Genomic DNA, 21,932 nt, shown 5'->3' on the forward strand with positions numbered 1-21,932 from the left:
GTTCCACCGGATGCACACGCCATCAACCCTGCGTTCATTCGGTGCTGTTTTGCTTTGCCGGACACCACTTGACCAGGAGCGGAGTCCGGTCCAGTCCGTAGGTACAACCCGGACAACATTCCATCGGGTCCCCTATCCGGGACACCCCTATGAAAGTAAGAGCGGATGCACAACAAACCTTGGAAACTAGCGCTGGGCACAGCCCTGTCAGTGGGGCTCATCGCCGCCCCGCTGGCAGCCGTCCCCGCCGCTGCGGAGGTCTCACCTGCCGCCGGAACGTCGCCCGTTGTGATCAACGAGGCGTACCTCAGCGGCGGCAGTGCCGGTGCGGCCTACAAGAATAAGTTCGTCGGGGTGTACAACACGTCCGATACTCCGGTTTCCCTGGACGGCTGGTCACTCCAATACCGTCCGGCCACCGGCGTTGCTGCTCCCACCGGAGTTGCGGCATTGTCGGGGACCATTCCCGCCAAGGGCCACTACCTGGTCCAGGGCAGCAGCAACGGCGCGAACGGCGCGGACCTTCCGGCGCCGGATGCCGTGAACTCCAGCCTGAACTTCCAAGGCCAAAACGGGACGATCGTCCTGGCCAAGCAGGCCACCGCTCTGACGGGCCTGGCCACCGGTCCCGTCATCGAGGCGGCCGGCGTGGCTGACCTGCTGGGCTACGGCACCTCGAATACGTTCGAAACGCAAGCTGCGAAGGCCCCGACCGTCAACACGGACGTCAAGAGCCTGAACCGCGCCAATGCCGCGGACAGCAACACCAACGCCGCCGACTTCGCGCTCAACGCGGCCATTACCCCCACGCCGGCCGGCGGCACCGTGGACCCGCCCGTTGATCCGCCAACCGACCCAACGCCCGATCCTGACCCGGCACCGGGCGCGAAAACCATCGGCGAAATCCAGGGCACCGGCGCCGCCAGCCCGCTTGCAGGCTCAACGGTGACCACCCGCGGCAAGGTCACCGCGGCGTTCCCTACCGGCGGTTTCGCCGGCTACTACGTCCAGACCCCCGGGACCGGCGGCGACATCAACCCGGCCAGCCACACGGCGTCGGACGCTGTTTTTGTGTACTCCCCCGCCACAGCGGGTTCCGTCCAGATCGGCGACTTCGTCGAAGTCACCGGCACGGTGTCCGAGCACCTCGGCATGACCCAGGTCAGCGTGGCGGACGCCGCCGGCCTCGCCAAGCTCACGGACGCTGCACCGGAGGTCAAGGCCACCAACTTCACGCTGCCTGCCGCTGAAACCTTCCGCGAAACACTCGAAGGCATGCTGCTCGCCCCGCAGGGTCCGGTCACCGTGACCGACAACTACTCGCTGAACCAGTACGGCGAAATCGGGCTCGCAGGCGGGACCACCACACTGGTCCAGCCCACCGCCGTCGCGCCCTACGGCTCGGCGGGGTATGACGCCGCCGTGGCGGACAACGCCGCCCGCGGCATCAAGCTCGACGACGGCTCCACTACCAACTTCCTCCGCGACGCCGGCACCAAGGCCCAGGTGCTGCCGTACCTGACGGCTAAGGACCCTGTCCGCGTCGGCTCCCCGGTGACCTTCACCACCAACGTGGTGCTCAGCTACGCCAACAACGCCTGGAAATTCCAGCCGCTGAGCCACCTCACCGAGGCCAACAGGGGCGCCGTCCAGCCGGCGAGCTTCGCTGCCACCCGCACGGAGGCTCCCGCCAAGGTGGGCGGAAACCTGAGGATCGCCTCCTTCAACGTGCTGAACTACTTCCCCACCACCGGCGACCAGCTCGCCGGCTGCACATTCTACGAGGACCGCAACGGTAACCCGATCACCGTGCGGAGCGGCTGCGACGCCCGCGGCGCCGCCAACGCAGAGAACTTCCTCCGGCAGCAGGACGAAATCGTCGCCGCCATCACCAAGTCCGGCGCCGACGTTGTGTCCCTCATGGAGATCGAAAACTCGGCACAGTTCGGCAAAAACCGCGACGACGCCCTGGCCAAACTGGTGGAGGCGCTCAACATCGCCACCCCCGGCATCTGGGACTACGTCCGCACACCCGCCAACGCTCCCCCGCTGGCCGATGAAGACATGATCCGCACCGCATTCATCTTCAAGAAGGCCGCGGCCGAACCGGTGGGCGAATCCGTCATCCACAACGACACTGTGGCCTTCGCCAGTGCCCGCAAGCCACTCGCCCAGGCCTTCAAACCGGTGGGGGCAGCCGATGACAAGACGTTCATCGCCATCGCCAACCACTTCAAGTCCAAGGGCTCCCCGCCTCCGGCTGACCCGTCGGACACCGACAAGGGCCAGGGTGCGTCCAATCTCGCCCGCTCGGCCCAGGCCAAGTCACTCCTGGACTTCGCCACCAAGCTGCAGGCCGACAAGGGCACCAACAAGGTGTTCCTGATCGGCGACTTCAACGCCTACGCCCACGAAGACCCGATGAATGTCTTCACGGAAGCCGGCTACGTCAACCAGGATGCCAAGGCCAAAAACGCCGACGGCTCGGCAAAGCACTCCTACCTTTTCGGCGGGCTGGTGGGTTCGCTGGACCACATTCTCGCTTCCCCGGCCGCCGATGCAGTAGTCACCGGCGCCGACATCTGGAACATCAACTCCGTGGAGTCCGTGGCGCTGGAGTACAGCAGGTATAACAACAATGTGACCAACTACTATGCGCCGGACCAGTTCCGCGCCAGCGACCACGATCCTGTGGTGGTTGGCCTGGACCTGCCCGCCGGCCCGGTCACCCCGGCCAGCGTTGAGCTGAACTTCCTGGGCATCAACGATTTCCATGGCCGCATCGATTCCAACACCGTCCTGTTCGCGGGGACCGTCGAAGAGCTGCGTGCGTCCGCACCCGGCGCCACCGCTTTCCTGTCCGCGGGCGACAACATCGGGGCGTCGCTGTTCGCCTCGGCCGTTGCCAAGGACCAGCCCACCATCGACGTCCTGAACGCCCTGGAGCTGGACGCGTCCACCGTGGGCAACCACGAGTTCGACGGCGGCTGGGCGGACCTGCGCGACCGCGTCATTGCCGGCGGCAGCAACGCCACGTTCCCGTACCTCGGCGCCAACGTCTACAGGAAGGGCACCACCGAACCGGTCCTGCCGGAGTACACGGTCCTGGAGATGGACGGCGTGAAGGTTGCCGTCATCGGCACCGTCACCCAGGAAGTCCCGTCACTGGTAACACCGGCCGGAATTGTCGATCTTGAGTTCGGCGATCCTGTGGACGCCATCAACCGCGTGGCGGCCAAGATCACGGCAGAGAACCTCGCCGACGTGATCATCGTGGAAAACCACGACGGCGCCGGGTCCGGCACCCCTGAGGGCGCCACCCTGGAGCAGGAAGTGGCAGCCGGCGGACCGTTCGCGAAGCTGGTCACCGAAACCTCCGCCGACGTGGACGCCATCTTCACCGGCCACACGCATAAGGAATACGCCTGGGACGCTCCGGTCCCCGGAACAGCGGGCAAGACGCGTCCGATCGTCCAGACCGGCAACTACGGCGAGAACATCGGCCAGATCAAACTCACCGTCGACACCGCCAGCAAGCAGGTCACGGCCTACACGGCGGGCAACGTCAAGCGGACCACCCGCCCGGTCGATGAGCTGAAGACGGCCTACCCGCGGGTGGCGGCCGTCGATGCGATCGTGCAGAAGGCCCTCGCGGCCGCAGCCGAAGTCGGCAACCAGCCGGTGGGCGCGCTCACCGCTGATATCACCACCGCCTTCTCGGCGGACCCCGCAGGCGGACCGGCCAAACGCGATGACCGTGCCAGCGAATCCACTCTGGGCAACCTCGTGGCCGACTCCCTGCGCGACTCGCTGAGTCCCGCTGACCTCGGCGGTGCGGAGATCGGCGTCGTCAATCCCGGCGGCCTCCGCAACGAGCTGTACTACGCACCGGACGGGACCATCACCTACGCGGAAGCCAACTCGGTGCTGCCGTTCGTGAACAACCTGTGGACCACGTCCCTGACCGGTGCGCAGTTCAAGACGCTGCTGGAGCAGCAGTGGCAGACCAACGCCGACGGCACGGTTCCCAGCCGCGCGTACCAGCAGCTGGGCCTGTCCAAGAACGTCAACTACACCTACGACGCCGCCCGCGCCGCAGGTGACCGGATCACCTCGATCCGGGTGGATGGTGCCCTTATCGACCCGGCGAAGTCCTACCGGATCGGCACGTTCAGCTTCCTGGCCACCGGCGGTGACAACTTCCGGATCTTCAAGGACGGAACCGGCACCCGCGACTCCGGGCTCGTGGACCGCGACGCTTGGATTAAGTACCTGCAGGGGCACAACCCGGTGTCACCGGATTTCGCCCGCCGCACCGTGGCCGTGCTGAACACCACGGCCGCCGAGGTCAAGCCCGGCGATGCCATGACCTTGACGGTCAGCAAGCTGGACCTGACCTCCCTGGGCAGCCCGGTCAACACCTCCCTGGCCGCGGCATTCACCGACAGCGCAGGAGCCACCACGGACCTTGGCACAGTGCCTGTTTCAGCCGGCCGCGCCGTGGTGGAGCTGGCTGTTCCGGCAGGCGCCGCTGCCGGAGCCGGAACTTTGGTGCTCACCGCTGCCGAGTCCGCCACGGTGGTGAAAACCGCGGTGCAGGTGGGCGCCAGCGGACCTGTTGCGCCGGCCTGCACGGCCCCCGTGCCGCCGAAAAAGTGGTACGACGTCCTGGGCTGGCTCCACTACGGCATCGCCTGGATCCAGTACCAGCAGTGCCTGCGCGGCTAACCGCCTCGAACTGAAACCAACGCGGGGTCACGTATCGCCCATTCCGAAGGGAATATCCGGCGAAATGTCCCCACCCGCACCCTAACCTCGCAAGCTCGGTCAGGGAACCCTGCGGGCGTGGGCCCATGCCACTTAAGGCGTGGGCCCACGCTGGTCTAAGCGGATTGCGGGATTCGCTCGAAGGAGTTGGCCGGGACTGCCAGTCCAAAGTGGTCCCGGAGCGTGCGGCCGGTGTACTCGCGGCGGAACAGCCCGCGGTCCTGGAGGATGGGAACCACTTGGTCCACGAAGATCTCCAGGCCGGACGGCAGCACGGGCGGCATGATGTTGAAGCCGTCCGCTGCGCCCGCCTGGAACCAGTCCTGGATGGCGTCCGCCACCTGCTCCGGGGTGCCGGAGAACGTCCGGTGCCCGCGGCCGCCGCCCAGCCGGCCGATCAGCTGGCGCACCGTGAGCTGTTCACGGCGTGCCAGGTTCACGATCAGCGTGTACCGGCTCTTCGCGCCCTCGATCTCGTCCTCCGACGGGAGATCGGCCGGCAACTGGGCGTCCAGCTTCAGCGATTCGGGGGCAACCCGCAGGACGTTGGCGAGTTGCCGGCGGGCGTGTTCTGGCAGGATCAGTGCGTCCAGCTCCCGCTCCAGCTTCAAAGCTTCGGCCTCCGTGGACGCAATGACGGGAACAATACCCGGCAGGATCTTGATGGACTGCGGATCCCGGCCCGCCGCCGTCGTCCGCTTTTTCAGGTCGGCGTAGAAGTCCTGCGCATCGGCCAGGGTCTGGTGCGCGGTGAATACCGCCTCCGCGTACCGGGCCGCGAAGTCCTTGCCGTTCTCGGAGGAGCCGGCCTGGATGATGACGGGGTGACCCTGGGCGGACCTGGGGACATCCAGCGGGCCTTCCACCTGGAAATGCCGCCCTTCATGGTTGACGGCGTGCACGCGGGAACTGTCTGCCCACACTCCGGCACCCTTGTCCGCCACCACTGCGTCATCGTCCCAGCTGTCCCAGAGTTTCTTCGCCACGTCCAGGAATTCCGCGGCCCGCTCATACCGCTGCGAGTGGGCAGGCTGGCCGGCCAGGGAGAAGTTCCGGGCGGCAGCGTCGCCCGCCGTGGTCACAACGTTCCACCCTGCCCTGCCGCCGCTGATGTGGTCCACGGAGGCAAAGCGCCGGGCCAGGTTGTAGGGCTCGTTGTAGGTGGTGGAGGCGGTGGCGATGAGCCCGATCCGCTCGGTGACCGCTGCGATGGCGGCGAGAAGCACCGTGGGTTCGAGGCTGGTGTACGGCCGCTGGCCCACGTTCCCGTGCAGCACCGGCGAATCGGCGAAGAAGATCGAATCAAGTTTCCCGCGCTCGGCCGTCTGCGCCAGACGCTGGAAATGTGCCACGTCCGTGCTTGCGCGGCTGTTGCTCTCCGGCAGCCGCCACGATGCCTCGTGGTGGCCGGTGCTCATCAGGAAAGCGTTCAGGTGCAGCTGGCGGGGGCCGCTGGCCGCGCTCACGCGTGGACCCCGGCAGCTTCAGGAGCAGCTGTTTCAGGAACGACGACGGTCTCGGAGTAGGCGGACGAGTCGCCCTTGATGGAGGTGCTGCTGCGGCCGTCCAATCCGCGGGGAATGTCGCCGGCGATGGTCACGCGGTTCAGCTGGCGGGGCTGGTCGTCGTAGTTGGCCGGTGCGTAGTGCTGGGTGATGCGGTTGTCGAAGAGCACCAGCTGGTCCGGCTCCCAGTTCACGCGCACCACGTTTTCCGGCCGGGTGACGTAGGCCTGTAGGAGCCGCAGGATGTCCTTGGACTCGGTGTTGGACAGGCCCACGATCCGTAGGCGCTGGGCGAAGCCGCCGATAAAGAGGCCCCGTTCCCCTGTCAGCGGGTGGACGCGCACCACGGGGTGGGCGGACTCGAAGTGGATCCTGGTGAATTCCTTGCGCCGTTCGTCGGCGTTGGCGTGCTCCAGGTTCTTCGGCACCGAGTAGTCGTAGTCGTTCGTGTGGATGGCCCAGAGGGTGTCCGCGAAGTTCCGCAGTTCCGCCGGCAGGTCCTGGTAGGCACCGGCCGAGGACGCGATCAGGGTTTCGCCGCCGTAGGCCGGCAGAGTGATGCTGCGCAGGGTTGAGGCCTGGGGCGGGTTGACCACAAAGGTGACGTCCGTGTGCCAGTTGTTGGCGCTGCCGTTTTCACTGTCCACGGGCAGGACAGCGGGCTTGCCGTCCACTGAGGCCACCGTGGGGTGGGCCTTGGTGAGCGGGCCGAAGCGGCTGGCGAAGCGCACCTGGTCCTCGTCGGTGCGGATGTTGGCGTTGCGGAAGACCAGGGCCTTGTGGACGTTCAGGGCGGCGCGGATCTGCGCCACGGTGTCCTCGCTCAGGTCTGCGCTGAGGTCCAGTCCGCGGATTTCTGCGCCGATGCGGGAGCCCAGCTTGGTGAATTCGAGCTTGGTTTCAGTAAGGACATTGGTTTCAGTGATGGCAGTCATGGGATGGTTCCTTTGCAGTTTCAGAAGGGTCGGTCAGAAAAGGAAGTTCGGAAAGGGGCGGTTCACAAGGGGCGCCTCAGAAGGCTGGGTGGCTAGGAGGTGGAGCCGACGGCGGTTCGCCAGCTGGAGAAGTGCCGTTCCAGTGCCACCAGCAGGACGTTGACCAGGAGGCCCAGGACCGAGACGGTCAGGATGCCGGCGTACATGTCCGGGATGAGGAAGCTCATCTGGGAATTAACGATCAGGTAACCCAGCCCGGCTTTGGCACCCACCATTTCGGCGGCGATCAGCACCAGGATGGACGAGGTTCCGGCCATCCTGATCCCGGTGAAGATCGTGGGGACGGCGGACGGCAGGATCACTTTCTGGAAGAGCCGGAAGCTGTTCAGCCCCAGCGACTTCGCCGCCCGGATCAGCAGCGGGTCCACGGTCCGCACGCCGGCGATGGTGTTCAGAAGGACCGGGAAAAACGCAGCGTAGGCCACGATGGTGATCTTTGATTCCTCGCCGATGCCCAGCAGCAGCGTGAATACCGGCAGCAGGGCCAGCGTGGCAGTGTTGCGGAAGAGCTCCAGCAGCGGGTTCAGGAACGAATTCAGCCAGCCGTACCACGCGATCAGGAGCCCCAGGACAACGGCGGACACCACGGCGATCCCGAAGCCGGACGCCGAGCGGGTCAGGCTGGCCTGCAGGTGGCTTTGCAGTTGCCCGTTCTCCAAGAGCTTCGCGCCGGCGGCGAGCACTTCGTGCAGCGGCGGCAGGAACACCCGTGTGGCCGGGCTGGCCAGATATGTCGGGCCGAATTCCCACAGCGCCAGGAAAAGCAGCACCGCGAGCGACTTCCAGCCGGCCCGGCCGGCGACGCCTGTCAAGGCACTCAGCCTTCCCGCCGCCGTCGGGCGTTGGCCGCGTTCCTTGCGGGAGGGTCCGGACTGCTGCAAACCAGAGTCCAGTGAAGGGTCGACGGCGGCAGCCGCCTCTTGCGGTCGGGTCAACACAGTGCTCATCAGGCGGCACTCCTTTCCAGGGGCTGTTCGTCGGGGGCGGTACCGTCCGGGAGGATCTTCCGGTGGCCGGAATCCTGGGCCAGGCGGACCTCGTTGTGCAGGAGAGACCAGACCTGGTGGCGGTGTTCCACAAAGGCCGGATGCGAGCGGATGTCCGCGTCGCCGTCGCGGTCGGGGATATTGATGTTCACGATCTCCTTAAGCCGGCCGGGGCGGGCGCTGAGCACCGCCACGCGCTGGCCGAGGTAGACCGCCTCATCGATCCCGTGGGTGATGAACACGATGGTCTTACCGGTGGCCTTCCAGATTCTTAGGAGCTCGTCCTGGAGCTGTTCGCGGGTCTGCGCGTCCAGCGCAGCGAACGGCTCGTCCATCAGCAGAATGTCCGGCTCATAGGCGAGGCTTCTTGCAATGGCCACGCGCTGCTTCATACCGCCGGACAGTTCGTGCGGGTACCGGTCCTCGAACCCTGCGAGGCCCACCAAATCGAGGAACTCGCTGGCTTTCGCCGCCCTTTCCTTCCTGGACAGTCCGGTGTTTTCCAGGCCGATGGAGACGTTGGCCGACGCCGTGCGCCAGGGGAACAGCGCGTACTGCTGGAAGACGACGGCGCGGTCCTGGCCCGGCCCGGTCACCTCCTTGCCGTCCACCAGGACCTGCCCGGATGTCGGGCGGGACAGCCCGGCGAGCAGATCCAGGAGGGTGGTTTTGCCGGAGCCGCTGGGGCCAACGAGGGCGAGGAATTCGCCGTCGGCCACATCCAGGGTGAGGTCATCCAGCGCTGTGAGGACGGAGGGCCCCTCCTGGCGGCGGAGGCTTTTGCCCGAGCCCTTGCCTGACCGGACAGTGAATTCCTTGGTGACGTTTTGGAGACTGATCTTGGCGGTCATCGCCTATCCTTTCGACGTTGGTGCAGCGTCAGTGGTTGCCAGGCCGTTGAACTCGTTGGTGTAGAGCTTTTTGGTGTCCAGCTCGCCGGTGATGATGCCCGCCGACTTCAGGTAGTCGGCCCAGCGGGTGAAGTCCGTGTCCTGGATCCGGCCGCCGGTGGAGGCCACGCCCACGCTCTTCCAGTACTTCAGCGCCTCCGTGCTTTCGTTGCGGCCGCGTTTGGCGATGATTTCCTCGAACTTGGCGATGACCTGCTCGCGTGGGGTGGTGCGCTCCCATTCGATGGCCTTGGCCACCCCCGTGACCACGGTGCGGCTGGTTTCCGGATTCTTGGCGATAAAGTCCTTCCGCAGGACGTACTGGCCTGCGTCGAACGGGCCACCGATCACCCCGGTATCCGTAAACAGGGCGCGGATGCCGCCCTCGGCGAGCGCCCTGTCCTGGAGCACCCCGCCGAGCGTCCCGACGTCGACCTGTTTCTTCCGGAGGGCAACTTCGGTTTCGTTCGGCGGAACCACCACGAGCTGGACCTGCTTGATTTCTTCGGGGGTAAGCCCGCTGTTTTTCAGGTGGGTGGTGATCACGGCTTCGTGGTGGGCGCCCAGGGTGTTCACGGCGACCTTCTTGCCAATCAGGTCCTTCGCCGTCCGGATGGGGCTGCCTTCCTCAACGTAGTAACCGGTGAAGGTCTCCTTGTCCTCGCCGTAGTAGTTGATGACAGCCTGGACGGGGGCGCCGGCCTCGATCAGTTTGATCACGGCACCGGTGAAGGCTCCCCCGATGTCCGTCTGGTCGGTGGCGACGGACTGGATGCTCTGTGGACCGCTGGTGGTGTTGCTGACCCACTCGAGCTTGACGTCGCCGAGGTAGCCGAGGTCTTCTGCGACTTCCAGCAGGGCGACGGTGTTGGGTGACCCCTGGTATCTCACTGTCTTCACCTCGGCGCCACCGGTACTGCTGCCGTTGGCACCGGACTGGGCCGTCGCTGTGCCGCCGCAACCGGTCAGCACCAGTGAGAGCGCCAGGGTGGCTACGGCAGCTGCGATGCCTGCAGTCCTGCGTGCAGCCTTCCCTGCAGTTTGACCTTCGGGGCGTGCCGTTTGTGCGGTTGGATTTCGGTTTTTCATGGCGGAATCTTTCTGAGCTGGGGAAAACCGGCGGTGGTGGGGTCCGGGCCGGCTGGCTTGTGGCAACCACTAGAACAGAGAAAATGCGGCGGCAACAGGGCGTCGTTCACCGCGCGAAACGGCGGGAAATGGCACGAAATAACGAGAAATCCCGGGTAACGGACTGCCGCGCGGCGTAGTGTTTCGCCTTGATGTCCCTTAGCGCGACGCGGGGCGAAACGCTACGTCGTCCGGGGAAAGGCACCAGGTAACGCGCCGTCATGACCGGACACAAGAAGACTCATCCGGAGGCCGGCAGTGACATGTCTGCCCGCTCCTGGAGGCGGCATCGGAACCGCACCTGCGGGTGGAGTCAAGTCGTAGGACTCAGACCCTGACGTTGTGCTGTAGAAGACCTGCAAATATTTCCGTACGGGCCTGCGGGAATTGGATTAAATAAATTTGCTTTATTAAAGCCTGTTTTAGTGTGGACCCCGCATGTTTTTGGGCGTACGCTCCGAGTGGCGGCCCAAGCCGCACCACTTCGGCGATGCCTGTCTCAGCAGTCGAACTAGATCTTCGCCGCAGGTCTCGCGGCTCCTTTCAGTCCGGTGGACAGATTCGAACTACAGCCTGCCGACTTCGCATGCTGGGCTTCCATCCAGACTTCAACTTTGAGCTTCGGGGGCAGTTGTCCCATGGGGGAAGGCAACACCGTGAAACATTCTCTGTCCATAAACAGGTGCGACCAACGCAGGACCAGAACTCGGCGCGCAGCAGCCACGATGATAGGCGCCGCGGCCACTGTCGTCGCGCTGTTTGCCTGGCTGGCAGGCCTCACCCCTGCCTACGCTGCGGATGCCCCAGTGGGGCTGGGAACCGCGGGGAGTTACGCGGTCCTCGGCGGGCAAACTGTCACGAACACCGGTCCTACCGTCCTCAACCGAGACCTTGGTGTGAGCCCAGGAACTGCGATCACCGGATTCCCGCCAGGTCAGACAACGGGCACGCTGCATTCCGCCGATGCCCACGCTGCGCAGGCACAGTCGGATCTCACCATTGCCTACAACGATGCGGCCGGGCGGCCTTCCAGCGCCTCTGTAGGCGTCCTGGTCAGCGAGACGCTGCTCCCCGGCGTCTACACTGCGGGCTCGGCGATGGCCGTTAACGGGGCCTTGACGCTCGACGGGCAAGGCAATGCCAACTCCGTCTTCATCTTTCAAGCCGGCTCAACACTGACTACCGCGTCGGGAAGCAGCATCGTTCTGACGAACAGTGCGCAGGCCTGCAATATCTTTTGGCAGGTGGGCAGCTCCGCAACGCTGGGAACCGGCACCAGCTTCAAGGGCAACATCATGGCATTGACGTCCATCTCAGTCACCACCGGTGTCACCATTGAAGGCCGGGCACTGGCCCGTAACGGCGCCGTCACCCTGGATACAAACGTGTTCCTCGCCCCCGGCTGCGCCACCACTCCCACCGGGACAGCGACAGCGACGGTAACGCCGACCGAGACGACCACTGTCACGCCGACACAGACGAGCACCGTCACCGCGACGCAAACAACCACCGCTTTAGCCACGCAAACCGCGACGGCGACCGACACCGTTTCGCCGTCCACCACCACGCCGTCCACCACACCTGCGGCTGTTGCGCCGCTTGAAACCTCAACAACGACGCCGGCGAACGACGCTCCGCTGGCTGACACCGGCGAAGGGGCGGCCAGAAACAGCGGCGTGAACATAGACTCCGCCGCCCACGCTGCACAGGAAACTCCGGCACGGCTTGCCGGCGTGGCAGCAGCCCTCATCGCGTTGGCTGCCGCGATTTATCTCGGTTGGACTCTGCTGATCCCAGCCAGACGCCGGGTCGGCTAAATCAGTCATCAACGGCGGGTTGGCACCGCGGCCACTTTCCCAGGCAGCGGACAATGGTGCGGTTAGCGGGCCGTCACCGGCTCACTACCGGCCGGCGCCGCATCGGCTCCGCAGCGCCGGCCTGCCCCGGCTCACGCCGGGGCAGGCTGCTGACTGTGCAGAAGCTGCTCGGAGTATCGGTGCTGACCCTTGCCACCATTGCCCTTGACCCGTTGCAACCGAAAGCTTCCGCTCCGGAACAGGACCTTCCCGTGATCAACCAACAGGTCCTCAGCACACCCGAAACCAAAATCTCCCCGGCAACCGAGGTGGTCCGTACGCCAACGCATATCCGCTACCCGGCCGCGGGAATGGACCAGGCCGTGCTTCCGCTCTCATCAACCGAGCAGGAAAGCGGAACCGGATCCCTTACGCCGCCGCAGACGCTGAAAGCCTACTGGCTCACTGCCTACGGCAGTCCGGGGCCGGGGTCGACCAACACCACCTATATTGTGGGGCACAGCTCAGATGTCCTCGACTCGGCCTTTAACAACTTCAGCTCCCTGGCCGAGGTTGGCGATCAGCTGACCATCACCACTGCCGACGGCCCACAGCTTTATCAGGTCCATGCGATCAGCACCGAAAACAAGAACACGCTCAAGGACAGCCATATCTGGACCAAAGTGCCGGGCGGACTTGTCCTGGTCAGTTGCTACACGGCCGATCTCTGGGGAACGAACATCATCATCGAAGCCAGTCCGCTGAACGCCGGCGGCTAGGCGCGTCAAGACGGCCGGGTCAGTAGCCCAGGACGGCCTGCGCGATTTCGTCGGCGTCGCGCAGGGTCCGTTGCCCGCTGGCGTAGAACGGGCCCCCTGGCTGGATCGCTTCCGCAGCGATGGCTGTGCCCCACTGGCTCGAGGACAACTGCAGGCCCAGCACGTACAGCCCTTCGCTCACCGAGCCGTTGGCTGCCACCGGGCGGTACGGGTGTGGCATGACGTCCAGCCCCGTCGCCTGAACGGGGGCACCCTCCGCCGACATCATCAGCCGGGGGCGCACCATGCCGTCCGCAAGGAGCTGCTGCAGGAGCGGTGAATCATTGACGGCCACCCGGTTGCCGGGCGCCAAAGCCTCCACCATCGTGGTGGCCGTCAATGGCGGACTGCCCACCCACGGCGAAACAGCGGTAAACCGGCCCGCCCGGCGGTCCACGCTGAACCGGGGATCGGGCCCCACAAAGCTGACCACTCCGGCGCGCGCCAGGGCGGCCAGCTGCTCTGAACGCAGCGCGGGCGGTCCGCTGGCCAGGCCCTCCACAAACGACTCGAACCAGCCACGAAGTCCGGCAACCCAGGACTCATCGGTGATGCCGCCGTCGGCCACTGCGGTTTTCAGTACTGCGCGCCCGTGGTGCAGCGCCCCGATGGCCATTTTCACCGGATCCTGCTCACCCAGCGCGGAACGGCGTGCGTCATCAAGGAGGTAATCGACGACGGCGGCGTCCAGTTCCGCGCGCGAGGCAAACGACCGCCCGGACAAGGGAGAGGCAAGGCCCAGCAGGTCCAGCCGGTGCCGTGGCCCGACGTGCACGGCCAGGACGCTTTCCACCGCGTCTTCCCAGTTTGTCGAGCTGTGGGCGTGGGGGCGAAGTGCCTCGTCCAGGTCGTCCAGGAACGCCGCCTGGTCAGGAACCGCCCCTGGCTGCGAACGCACCAGCGTGGAGTAGTAAGCCCAGAGCGTGTCGCGGTGCAGCAGCGGCCAGAGATCGTGGTCGAAGCCCGGGCGGATTCCTGCAGTCTCGAACCGGCGCAGCGTGGCTTCCGTGAGGTAGCGCAGCGTGACCGACGACGGGTAGTAGCCGTCCAGCGCGGCCTTGGCACGGTAGGGGGTACCGCGGCGGGACGCGGCGACGATCAGGGGCTCCCGGCCGGAGGGCTGGTACTCGAGCCGGGGTCCGGCGTCGACAAACTTACCGCCGCGCCCCTCCGTGAGCTGGCCCATCACATCGAAGAAGTTCAGACCCATGCCCCGGACCAGGACCGGTTCACCCGCCGGGATGGTGGACCAGTCCACATCCGCGGGCACGGCCGGCGGGAAGTAGCGCAGGCCCAGCTGAGTGGCTGACGCCTTTAGCTCGCGCTGCTCGATGTTGAGCTTGGATGGAATGTGCCCCAAAGCCAGGACCACGGAGTCTGCCGCGAGGGAAGCGCCGCCGGCAAGTCCGACGTCAAACGCGGTACCACCGTCTGCTGCCGCACGCGCCGACAAAGCCTCCGTTTCGTGGAAAACGACGGTGACGCCGTCGGGCAGCTGTTCCAGGAGGTCCGCCACGGTGCAGCGCAGATACCGGCCGTACAGGGCACGGCTGGGAAAGTCCCGGGACCCCAAAGCTTTCAGTTCAGCGAGCTCGTCCGGCGTCAGGAAGGGCAACGGGTCGAGCTGCTGCTGGGCACGCCAGCGGTCGAACGTGGCGCCGGCAAGGGGCGGAGCCAGCCGGGGATCCTCCGGAATGACCGTGGGATAGAACGACTGGGTGTTCATGAGGTACAGCCGGGACTGCCCGGGCTGCCACACGTGCCCCGGACCTGCCGGGTAGGGGTCGACGACATCGATATGGAGGGACACGGGGCCGGTTTGGGCGGCTGCGTGGGCGAGCAGGCGCTCCAGCGCGCTGGTACCCCGGGGGCCTGCGCCGATAATGGCTACCCGGATGCTCGTCGATTTACCCACGGCATACAGAGTATCGGCACGGGCCTTGGACGCTTGACTTGCTTGCTGCGGGCAGATGTTGTTTGGATGGGGCGCATGACCACCACTGCAGCTGATCAAGCGCCCGGTTCATCGTCCGCCAACACCTCCTCTTCCGGGGCCTCCTCGTCCGCGGTTGCCCCGGAGCCCACCGATGAGAACGTCTGGCTGGAGGAAATTTACGGAGAGGAACCGCTGGCCTGGGTCCGGGAGCAGAACGCCCGCACCGAGGACCTCCTGGAGGACGCCGACTACGCGGCCCTGGAAGGCAGCATTCTGGAGGTCCTGGACTCCACGGACAGGATCGCCATGGTGGGAAAGCGCGGCGACTGGTACTACAACTTCTGGAAGGACCAGGCGAACCCGAAGGGGCTGTGGCGCCGCACCACGTGGGAGAGCTACCTCACCGATTCCCCCGAATGGGATGTCCTGCTGGACGTGGACGCGCTGGCCGCCGCGGAAGGGGTCGAATGGGTGTTCCACGGGGCCACTTTCCTGCGCCCGGCCGCCGGGGAACGCTACCGGCTGGCGCTGGTGGCGCTCTCCCCCGACGGCGGCGACGCCAACCGCTACCGCGAGTTCGACGTCGACACCCGCACCTTTGTGGACCCGGCCGCGGGCGGCTTTGACCTTCCGACGGCGAAGGGGAACGTGTCGTGGCTGGACGCGGATACGCTGCTGGTCGCCTCCACCGCGGAGGGTCTGCCCGCGACGGCCTCCTCCTACGCCCGGACGGCCGTCACCCTGCGGCGCGGTGTGGCCCTCGCCGCCGCTCCGCGTTTGTTCGAGGTCCCGGAAGACCACATGCTGGCCGTGGTGGCCCATGATTCCACTCCCGGCTTCGAGCGCACGTTCGCCGTGGACTACATCGACTTCTACAACCGCAGCACGTTCCTCCGGGCCGAGGACTCCTGGGTGGAGATCGAAGCACCCACCGACGTCAACCTCAGCGCCCACCGTGAATGGCTCCTCTTCAGGCCGCAGCAGGACTGGGCTGTTGGCGGCATGACGTACCCGGCCGGGTCCCTGCTGGCCGCCAGATTCGACGACTACCTCGCCGGTTCACGGGACCTCCTGGTGCTCTTCACGCCGGATGCGCACACCTCGCTGCAGTCGTGGAGCTGGACCCGGAATTTCCTGCTGCTGAACCTCCTGCGTGACGTCTCGTCCGAAATCCGGGTGCTGGATCCCGCCGCGCCAGCGTCCGGGCCGGCCGGGTCCGGAGGGGCTGCATCCGGCGAGGCTGTATCCGGTGGGACCGCATCCGGCGGACCCGCATCCGGTGAGGCCGCTGCAGGCGCCTGGGCGTCCTCGCTGCTGGACGCCTGCCCGCCGCTGCACGACGTCAACGCCTATGCCGTGGACGATGAGGATGAAAGCCCTGCCGACGGCGGTGCCGGCGACGATTTCTGGCTGGTCGCCAGCGGGTTCACCACCCCCAGCACGCTGATGCGCGGCACGCTGGAGCGCGCTGCTTCCGGGAGCTCAGATTCCGGGATCACTGGTTCCGGGAGCGCCGGGGCGGGCACTGGTGCGGTGAGCGCCGGCGTGGTGAGCCGGCACGCGGAAGTGAAGGCATCGCCGTCGTTCTTTGATGACGCCAGCTACGAAGTGCAGCAGCACTTTGCCGTGTCCGCGGACGGCACGCGGGTCCCGTACTTCCAGGTGGCCTCCCGCGGCCTGGTCTTGGACGGCCAGAACCCCACACAGCTCTCCGGCTACGGCGGCTTCGAAGTCTCCCGCACCCCCGCTTACAGCGGGACCGTGGGCAGGGCCTGGCTGGAGCGGCGGACCACGGCAACCGGCGTCGCAGGAGAGGCGCCGTACTCCCGCGGCGGTGTCTACGTGGTGGCCAACATCCGCGGCGGTGGCGAATACGGGCCGGGCTGGCACCGGGCTGCCTTGAAGGAAAACCGGCACCGGGCCTACGAGGATTTCGCGGCCGTGGCCAAGCACCTCGTGTCCCGCGGCGTCACCTCCCGTGAGCGGCTTGGCTGCGTGGGCGGGTCCAACGGCGGGCTCCTGGTGGGCAACATGCTCACCAGCTATCCGGAGCTTTTCGGTGCCGTCTCCTGTGGCGTTCCGCTGCTGGACATGCGACGGTACACCAGGCTCTCGGCAGGGCACTCCTGGATCGCCGAATACGGTGACCCGGACGTGCCGGAGGAATGGGAGTACATCAAGACGTTCTCGCCGTACCACCTGCTCAAGGACGGCGTGGAGTACCCCGAAACCTTCATCTGGACAGCTACGTCCGACGACAGGGTGGGCCCGGTCCAGGCCCGGAAGATGGCCGCCCGCATGGAGGCCATGGGCATCCGGAATGTCTGGTTCCACGAGGCGCTGGAGGGTGGCCACGCCGGAGCCTCGGACAACCGGCAGGCCGCCGCTCTCCAGGCCCGCAGCCAGCATTTCCTGTGGCGGACCCTGGCAGGCGGCTGATGCCGGAGTTGTCCGTGCGGCGGGCCGTCCCTGCTGATGTGGAACGGCTGGCCGAAGTCCATTTCCGCTGCTGGCAGGAGACGTACCGCGGCATGCTGTCCGACGCTTTCCTGGCCGCAGTGGATCCGGCAGGCCGGCTGGCACTGTGGCGCCAACTGCTTGACCGGCCGGAACCCGCCGAGGCCTGGGCAGCGTGCCACGACGGCACGGTAGTCGGGTTCGCGGGCATCCGCCGGCTGCCCGCTCCCGGTTCCCCGGAGGGCCACCCGCCGCCGTCTTCCGGCGAGCTGGAGCTTTGGGGACTGTATCTGTTGGCATCGCATCAGGGGCTGGGCCTGGGCCGCCGGCTTCTCGAAGCCGCCCTGGGCAATGACGCCGCGAGCCTGTGGGTCGCAGCAGACAATGCCAAGGCCATAGGCTTCTACACCCGGTTCGGCTTTGCGCCCGACGGCGCCGAGGACGCCATCACGGACTGGGAAAACCTCCGCGACATCAGGATGGTCCGCCCCGCGCAGCCCGAAACGTGTGTTGGATTGCGTCCCCCGCTTCCTTCCCCGGCGCACAGCAACGCGGGGTCACTCGATGCCCAATAACCAGCCTCTCATCGGCGAGGAGTGACCCCGCGTTGGCCGTTTTGCGCTCGGTGCCCGGTTCTGCGTATCCTTGGTGGGCTAGGAATAGCAATTGGAGACGTGCCAGAGCGGCCGAATGGGCTTCACTGCTAATGAAGTGTGGGGCACAACTCCACCGGGGGTTCAAATCCCCCCGTCTCCGCGTTTGGCCCCGGTCCTGGACCGGGGCCTTTTGCGTACCCGGGCCTCCTGCATAACCGGACCGCCACGCCCCCACAGTCCGCGGTGCGGACGGGCACCGCCCGCCCGGCCACGCGGTGGCAGGATGGTGCAATGCCAGCACGCAGCACCCCGGCCGTCGAACCCGGCACCAGCCAGGCGTGGAATCCCCGCCTGGCGCTGCTGGTGGCCGCCACCCTCTTTATGGAATTCCTCGACGGCACCGTCCTCACCACCGCCATTCCCAACATCGCCGGCGACTTCGGTGTGCCGGCCGCCGACGTGAACATCACGATGACCGCGTACCTCATGACCGTGGCCATGGGCATTCCCCTGAGCGGCTGGCTCGCCGAACGGGTGGGTGCACGCAAGGTGTTTTGCCTCGCAATCGCCCTCTTTACGATCGCGTCATTGGCCTGTGCCGTGAGCCCTGACCTCACCGTGCTGACGTTAAGCCGGATCGTTCAGGGTGCCGCTGGCGCCATGATGGTCCCGGTGGGCACGCTCCTGGTGCTTCGCGGGACACCCAAATCGGAACTCCTGCGGGCAACAGCCTTCCTGGTGTGGCCAGCGTTGCTGGCGCCTGTCCTGGCGCCGCTTGTGGGCGGCGCACTGACCACCTACCTCTCCTGGCACTGGATCTTCCTCATCAACCTGCCGCTGGGGGCGGCCGCGTTCATCGCGGCACTGCGAATCGTGCCGGCCGTTGCCGGTAATCCGGCCCGCCGGCTGGACTGGTTGGGGCTCCTGCTGACCACAACGGGAGTCGGTGCCCTGGTGGTTGGCCTGGAACTGGCTACCGCCCATCCCGACGGGCCGTGGGCCGCCATCTGCGCAACTGCCGGAGCGGCAGCCCTCGCGGGCGCCGTGTTCTGGATGCGGCGGGCAAAGAATCCGTTGTTTGACCTTTCGGTCTTTGCCACCCGGACTTTCCGGGCCATGGCCACGGGCGGGTTTGTGTACCGCCTGACCATCAGTTCGGTGCCTTTCCTGCTGCCCCTGATGTTCCAGGCTGGCTTCGGCTGGTCACCGCTGCACGCAGGGATCATGGTGGCGGCCGTGTTCATCGGCAACATCGGCATCAAACCGGCCACCACTCCGCTGATCCGGCGTTTCGGTTTCCGGGCCATGCTGGTCCTGGGTTCGCTGGCCTCCGCCGTAACCTTCGCGTTGTGTGCCCTGCTTACTCCGGACACACCCCAGGCCGTGATCTTTGCCCTGCTCGTGTGCAGCGGGGCCTTCCGCTCCATCGGGTTCTCCGCGTACGCCTCGGTGCAGTATGCGGACATCTTGCCGGCCCAGCTGACGTCGGCCAACTCTGTTTCAGCAACGCTCGTGCAGCTGGCCGCCGGCTCCGGGATCGCCGTCGGCGCGCTGCTGATCCGCCTGTTCGACGGCGTGGCGGTCTTCGACGCGGACTCAGCTGGCCCGTTCCGTGGCGCGTTCCTGACCATGGCGGTCCTGATGCTCCTGAGCACGGCGGACAGCCTGTCCCTGCACCGGCACGCCGGCGCAGAGGTCAGCCGTCCCGGCGGTCCGCGTGGTGCAGAAGTCAGCCCGCCTGGCCAAGGACCAGCGGAAGAACAGCCCCCGCCCCCGCCTGGCGCAGGGCACGTCCAGCAACAGTGACGCTCCACCGGCTGTCTACAAGATCGTCGATCAGCATCACGCCCTGGCCGCGCAGTGATGCCATGGCTGCCTCGAGTTCCGGCCCCACCACCAGCCTGTCCCAGACTCCCGCCAGCCGGTACGCGCTGTTGCCGCCGCGGCCGCCCGTCGGTCCGCCGTGGCCCAGGGACAGCTCGCCAAGATAAGGCATCCGTCCGATTTCCGAGATCCCCTGGGCAAGGGACCGGACCAGTTCAGGCTTGCTCCGGGAGGGCATGCTGACAATCGCTGCCGGCCTTCCCGCACCGCTCCAGCCCGGGTTGCGGCCGTCTCCGGTTGCCCATTCGCGCAGGACCTGAACGCAGGCCTGCAGCATGGCCGGATCCACGGGCCGGTCAGCGGCCCCCGCCGCGAAGAGTTCCCGCAATGACCCGCCCCAGCCGAGATCGGTGAGCCTGGCCAGAATGCGGCCGTGGGCCAGTGCCTCGTCCGCCTTGATCTTGCCCTTGACCGGGACGCCCAGCCGGTCCATGCCGCTGGGCCACTGCAGCCGCGCCTCCAGGACGCCGCCGGCACGGCTCAGTGTCTGGCCCGCGGCCGCCGTGGCATCAGCGGCAATATCTGCGGGGAACCAGCGGCCCGCACAGTTGTCGCACCGGCCGCACGGGTGGGCAGTCTCGTCGTCGAGCACTGATGTGATGTACTCCATCCGGCACCCCGCAGTGTCCTGGTAGATCACCATGGAGTCCTGCTCATCCACCCTGGCCTCGGCAATCCGGCTGTACCGCTCTGCGTCGTAGACCCACGGCATGCCTGTGGAACGCCATCCCCCGCCGACGCGTTCCACCGCGCCGTCCACGGCCAAGACCTTCAGCAGCAGCTCCAGCGGTGTGCGCCGGAGGTCAACGCGTGCTTCCAAGGCAACCGTGGAAACGGCGGTGCCAGCCTCCGCCAAGGCGGTCAGTACGGCAGTGGCTTTCTCCTCCGAGGGCATGGACGCCGTGGCGAAGTACTGCCAGATGTCGCGGTCCTCGGATCCTGGCAGCAGCAGCACATCGGCGTTCGCTGCGCCACGGCCCGCGCGGCCCACCTGCTGGTAGTACGCCACCGGAGAGGACGGTGCACCGAGGTGCACCACGAATCCAAGGTCCGGCTTGTCAAAGCCCATCCCCAGCGCCGACGTGGCCACGAGTGCCTTTACCTGGTTGTCCTTAAGCAGCTGCTCGGCTCGCTCCCGGTCGGCGGGATCAGTCCGGCCGGTATAGGCCTGCACCTCATGCCCTGCTTCGGCGAGGAGCCGCGCGGTGTCCTCCGCGGCGGAAACGGTCAGCGTGTAGATGATCCCGCTGCCTGGCAGATCGGCGAGATGGGTCAACAGCCAGCCCAGCCGTTCGCGCGAGTCCGGCAGGGTGAGGACGCCCAACCGCAGGGAATCGCGGCCCAAGGTGCCGCGGATGGTCAGGACGCCGGCACCAAGCTGTTCCTCGATATCGTGGACCACACGCGAGTTCGCCGTGGCAGTGGTGGCCAGGACGGGGACCGACTCCGGCAGTTGCGTGATCAGATCCGCGATACGCCGGTAATCGGGACGGAAGTCATGGCCCCAGTCGGAAATGCAGTGAGCCTCATCAATCACCAGCAGGCCAGTTCGCCGGATAAGCTCCGGCAGCTGGTTCTCGCGGAAGGACGGATTGGTGAGCCGCTCCGGCGATACCAGCAGGACATCCACCTCGTCGGCGGCGAGCTGCTCCCGGACGGTGTCCCAGTCGAGCTGGTTCGCCGAGTTGATAGCCACAGCACGCACGCCGGCCCGGGCAGCGGCGGCCACCTGGTCCCGCATCAAGGCAAGCAGCGGCGAGACGATCAGAGTGGGTCCCGCACCACGGCGCCGGAGCAGCAGCGAGGCCACGAAGTACACCGCCGATTTTCCCCAGCCGGTTCGCTGGACCACCAGGGCCCGCCGTCCGCCGTCGACCAGTGCCTCAATCGCCTCAAACTGGCCGTCATGGAATGCCGCCTCCGGATGTCCCACGAGTTCCCGGAGGACCGCCAACGCCTGGACCTTTGTGGTGGACGGCGAATCGGGGGAAACGGAAAGAAGAGCGGCGTTCTGGGTATCGACCATTGATTCAGTATCCCAGCCCCCACTGACACGCCTAAGCCGGGAGCTACCCATGTGGACAACCCCACATGCAGAAACCCAACCTGTGGAGCCCCACCGTCACATAGCCGGGCACCTACTCCCCCTCAACAGGCACCTGTGCACTTCCACG

At 66.5% G+C, this 21,932-nt stretch carries 13 protein-coding genes and 1 tRNA gene; 7 read left to right on the forward strand and 7 right to left on the reverse strand.

Going from position 1 to position 21,932, the window contains the following annotated elements; translation table 11 throughout:
- Positions 1-165: 165 nt before the first annotated feature.
- Positions 166-4,728: an ExeM/NucH family extracellular endonuclease gene (locus J2808_RS04125; RefSeq protein ID WP_309812080.1), complete on the forward strand. Its 4,563-nt coding sequence runs from the start codon at positions 166-168 to the stop codon at positions 4,726-4,728.
- A 155-nt stretch (positions 4,729-4,883) separates the two neighbouring features.
- On the opposite strand, the gene J2808_RS04130 is transcribed toward J2808_RS04125, so the two are convergent.
- The 5 genes from J2808_RS04130 to J2808_RS04150 form a co-directional block, all read right to left on the reverse strand.
- Positions 4,884-6,233 carry an LLM class flavin-dependent oxidoreductase gene (locus J2808_RS04130; protein ID WP_309812083.1) on the reverse strand — a complete coding sequence of 450 codons (1,350 nt, stop codon included), beginning with the start codon at positions 6,231-6,233 and terminating at the stop codon, positions 4,884-4,886.
- Entirely contained in the window at positions 6,230-7,207 is a 978-nt protein-coding gene (locus J2808_RS04135) for a TauD/TfdA dioxygenase family protein (protein WP_309812087.1), read from the reverse strand. Before J2808_RS04135 ends, J2808_RS04130 begins: the two co-directional genes overlap by 4 nt.
- Positions 7,208-7,299: 92 nt before the next feature.
- On the reverse strand, positions 7,300-8,214 hold the full coding sequence (locus J2808_RS04140) for an ABC transporter permease (RefSeq protein WP_309812090.1): 915 nt from the start codon (positions 8,212-8,214) through the stop codon (positions 7,300-7,302).
- Positions 8,214-9,104 carry an ABC transporter ATP-binding protein gene (locus tag J2808_RS04145; protein WP_309812093.1) on the reverse strand — a complete coding sequence of 297 codons (891 nt, stop codon included), beginning with the start codon at positions 9,102-9,104 and terminating at the stop codon, positions 8,214-8,216. The genes J2808_RS04140 and J2808_RS04145 overlap by 1 nt, the downstream gene beginning before the upstream one ends.
- Positions 9,105-9,107: 3 nt before the next feature.
- Complete coding sequence (locus J2808_RS04150) at positions 9,108-10,232, reverse strand: ABC transporter substrate-binding protein (RefSeq protein WP_309812098.1); 1,125 nt, start codon at positions 10,230-10,232, stop codon at positions 9,108-9,110.
- A gap of 764 nt (positions 10,233-10,996) precedes the next feature.
- Between J2808_RS04150 and J2808_RS04155 the strand changes: the two genes are divergently transcribed.
- Together J2808_RS04155 and J2808_RS04160 are read left to right on the forward strand one after the other, a co-directional pair.
- Positions 10,997-12,088 carry an ice-binding family protein gene (locus J2808_RS04155; protein ID WP_309812101.1) on the forward strand — a complete coding sequence of 364 codons (1,092 nt, stop codon included), beginning with the start codon at positions 10,997-10,999 and terminating at the stop codon, positions 12,086-12,088.
- A gap of 53 nt (positions 12,089-12,141) precedes the next feature.
- Positions 12,142-12,846: a class F sortase gene (locus J2808_RS04160; RefSeq protein ID WP_309812104.1), complete on the forward strand. Its 705-nt coding sequence runs from the start codon at positions 12,142-12,144 to the stop codon at positions 12,844-12,846.
- Positions 12,847-12,865: 19 nt separating this feature from the next.
- Here the strand turns inward: J2808_RS04160 and J2808_RS04165 are convergent, their stop codons facing one another.
- Positions 12,866-14,800: an FAD/NAD(P)-binding protein gene (locus J2808_RS04165; protein WP_309812106.1), complete on the reverse strand. Its 1,935-nt coding sequence runs from the start codon at positions 14,798-14,800 to the stop codon at positions 12,866-12,868.
- 75 nt (positions 14,801-14,875) lie between these two features.
- Here J2808_RS04165 and J2808_RS04170 point away from each other — a divergent pair, with 75 nt between their 5' ends.
- The 4 genes from J2808_RS04170 to J2808_RS04185 all read left to right on the forward strand — a co-directional run bounded on the left by J2808_RS04170 (position 14,876) and on the right by J2808_RS04185 (position 19,680).
- Positions 14,876-17,260: a prolyl oligopeptidase family serine peptidase gene (locus J2808_RS04170; RefSeq protein ID WP_309812109.1), complete on the forward strand. Its 2,385-nt coding sequence runs from the start codon at positions 14,876-14,878 to the stop codon at positions 17,258-17,260.
- Positions 17,260-17,853 (forward strand): GNAT family N-acetyltransferase, encoded by a 594-nt coding sequence (locus J2808_RS04175; RefSeq protein WP_309812112.1) that lies wholly within the window; start codon positions 17,260-17,262, stop codon positions 17,851-17,853. Before J2808_RS04170 ends, J2808_RS04175 begins: the two co-directional genes overlap by 1 nt.
- 93 nt (positions 17,854-17,946) lie before the next feature.
- Positions 17,947-18,034, forward strand: a tRNA-Ser gene (locus J2808_RS04180).
- Between the two features lie 131 nt (positions 18,035-18,165).
- Positions 18,166-19,680, forward strand: a complete 1,515-nt coding sequence (locus tag J2808_RS04185) for an MFS transporter (protein ID WP_309812117.1) — start codon at positions 18,166-18,168, stop codon at positions 19,678-19,680.
- Here the strand turns inward: J2808_RS04185 and J2808_RS04190 are convergent.
- On the reverse strand, positions 19,604-21,784 hold the full coding sequence (locus J2808_RS04190; RefSeq protein ID WP_309812119.1) for a RecQ family ATP-dependent DNA helicase: 2,181 nt from the start codon (positions 21,782-21,784) through the stop codon (positions 19,604-19,606). The genes J2808_RS04185 and J2808_RS04190 overlap by 77 nt on opposite strands.
- Positions 21,785-21,932 lie beyond the last annotated feature (148 nt).

The organism is Pseudarthrobacter sulfonivorans (assembly GCF_031454915.1).
GTDB lineage: Bacteria > Actinomycetota > Actinomycetes > Actinomycetales > Micrococcaceae > Arthrobacter > Arthrobacter sulfonivorans_C.

Bases quoted from the DNA above. Each gene is read 5' to 3' on its own strand.
- J2808_RS04160 (WP_309812104.1), top strand. From the start codon at position 12,142: ATGGTGCGGTTAGCGGGCCGTCACCGGCTCACTACCGGCCGGCGCCGC.
- J2808_RS04185 (WP_309812117.1), top strand. From the start codon at position 18,166: ATGCCAGCACGCAGCACCCCGGCCGTCGAACCCGGCACCAGCCAGGCG.
- J2808_RS04150 (WP_309812098.1), bottom strand. From the start codon at position 10,232: ATGAAAAACCGAAATCCAACCGCACAAACGGCACGCCCCGAAGGTCAA.
- J2808_RS04175 (WP_309812112.1), top strand. From the start codon at position 17,260: ATGCCGGAGTTGTCCGTGCGGCGGGCCGTCCCTGCTGATGTGGAACGG.
- J2808_RS04135 (WP_309812087.1), bottom strand. From the start codon at position 7,207: ATGACTGCCATCACTGAAACCAATGTCCTTACTGAAACCAAGCTCGAA.
- J2808_RS04155 (WP_309812101.1), top strand. From the start codon at position 10,997: ATGATAGGCGCCGCGGCCACTGTCGTCGCGCTGTTTGCCTGGCTGGCA.
- J2808_RS04170 (WP_309812109.1), top strand. From the start codon at position 14,876: ATGACCACCACTGCAGCTGATCAAGCGCCCGGTTCATCGTCCGCCAAC.
- J2808_RS04140 (WP_309812090.1), bottom strand. From the start codon at position 8,214: ATGAGCACTGTGTTGACCCGACCGCAAGAGGCGGCTGCCGCCGTCGAC.
- J2808_RS04190 (WP_309812119.1), bottom strand. From the start codon at position 21,784: ATGGTCGATACCCAGAACGCCGCTCTTCTTTCCGTTTCCCCCGATTCG.
- J2808_RS04125 (WP_309812080.1), top strand. From the start codon at position 166: ATGCACAACAAACCTTGGAAACTAGCGCTGGGCACAGCCCTGTCAGTG.
- J2808_RS04145 (WP_309812093.1), bottom strand. From the start codon at position 9,104: ATGACCGCCAAGATCAGTCTCCAAAACGTCACCAAGGAATTCACTGTC.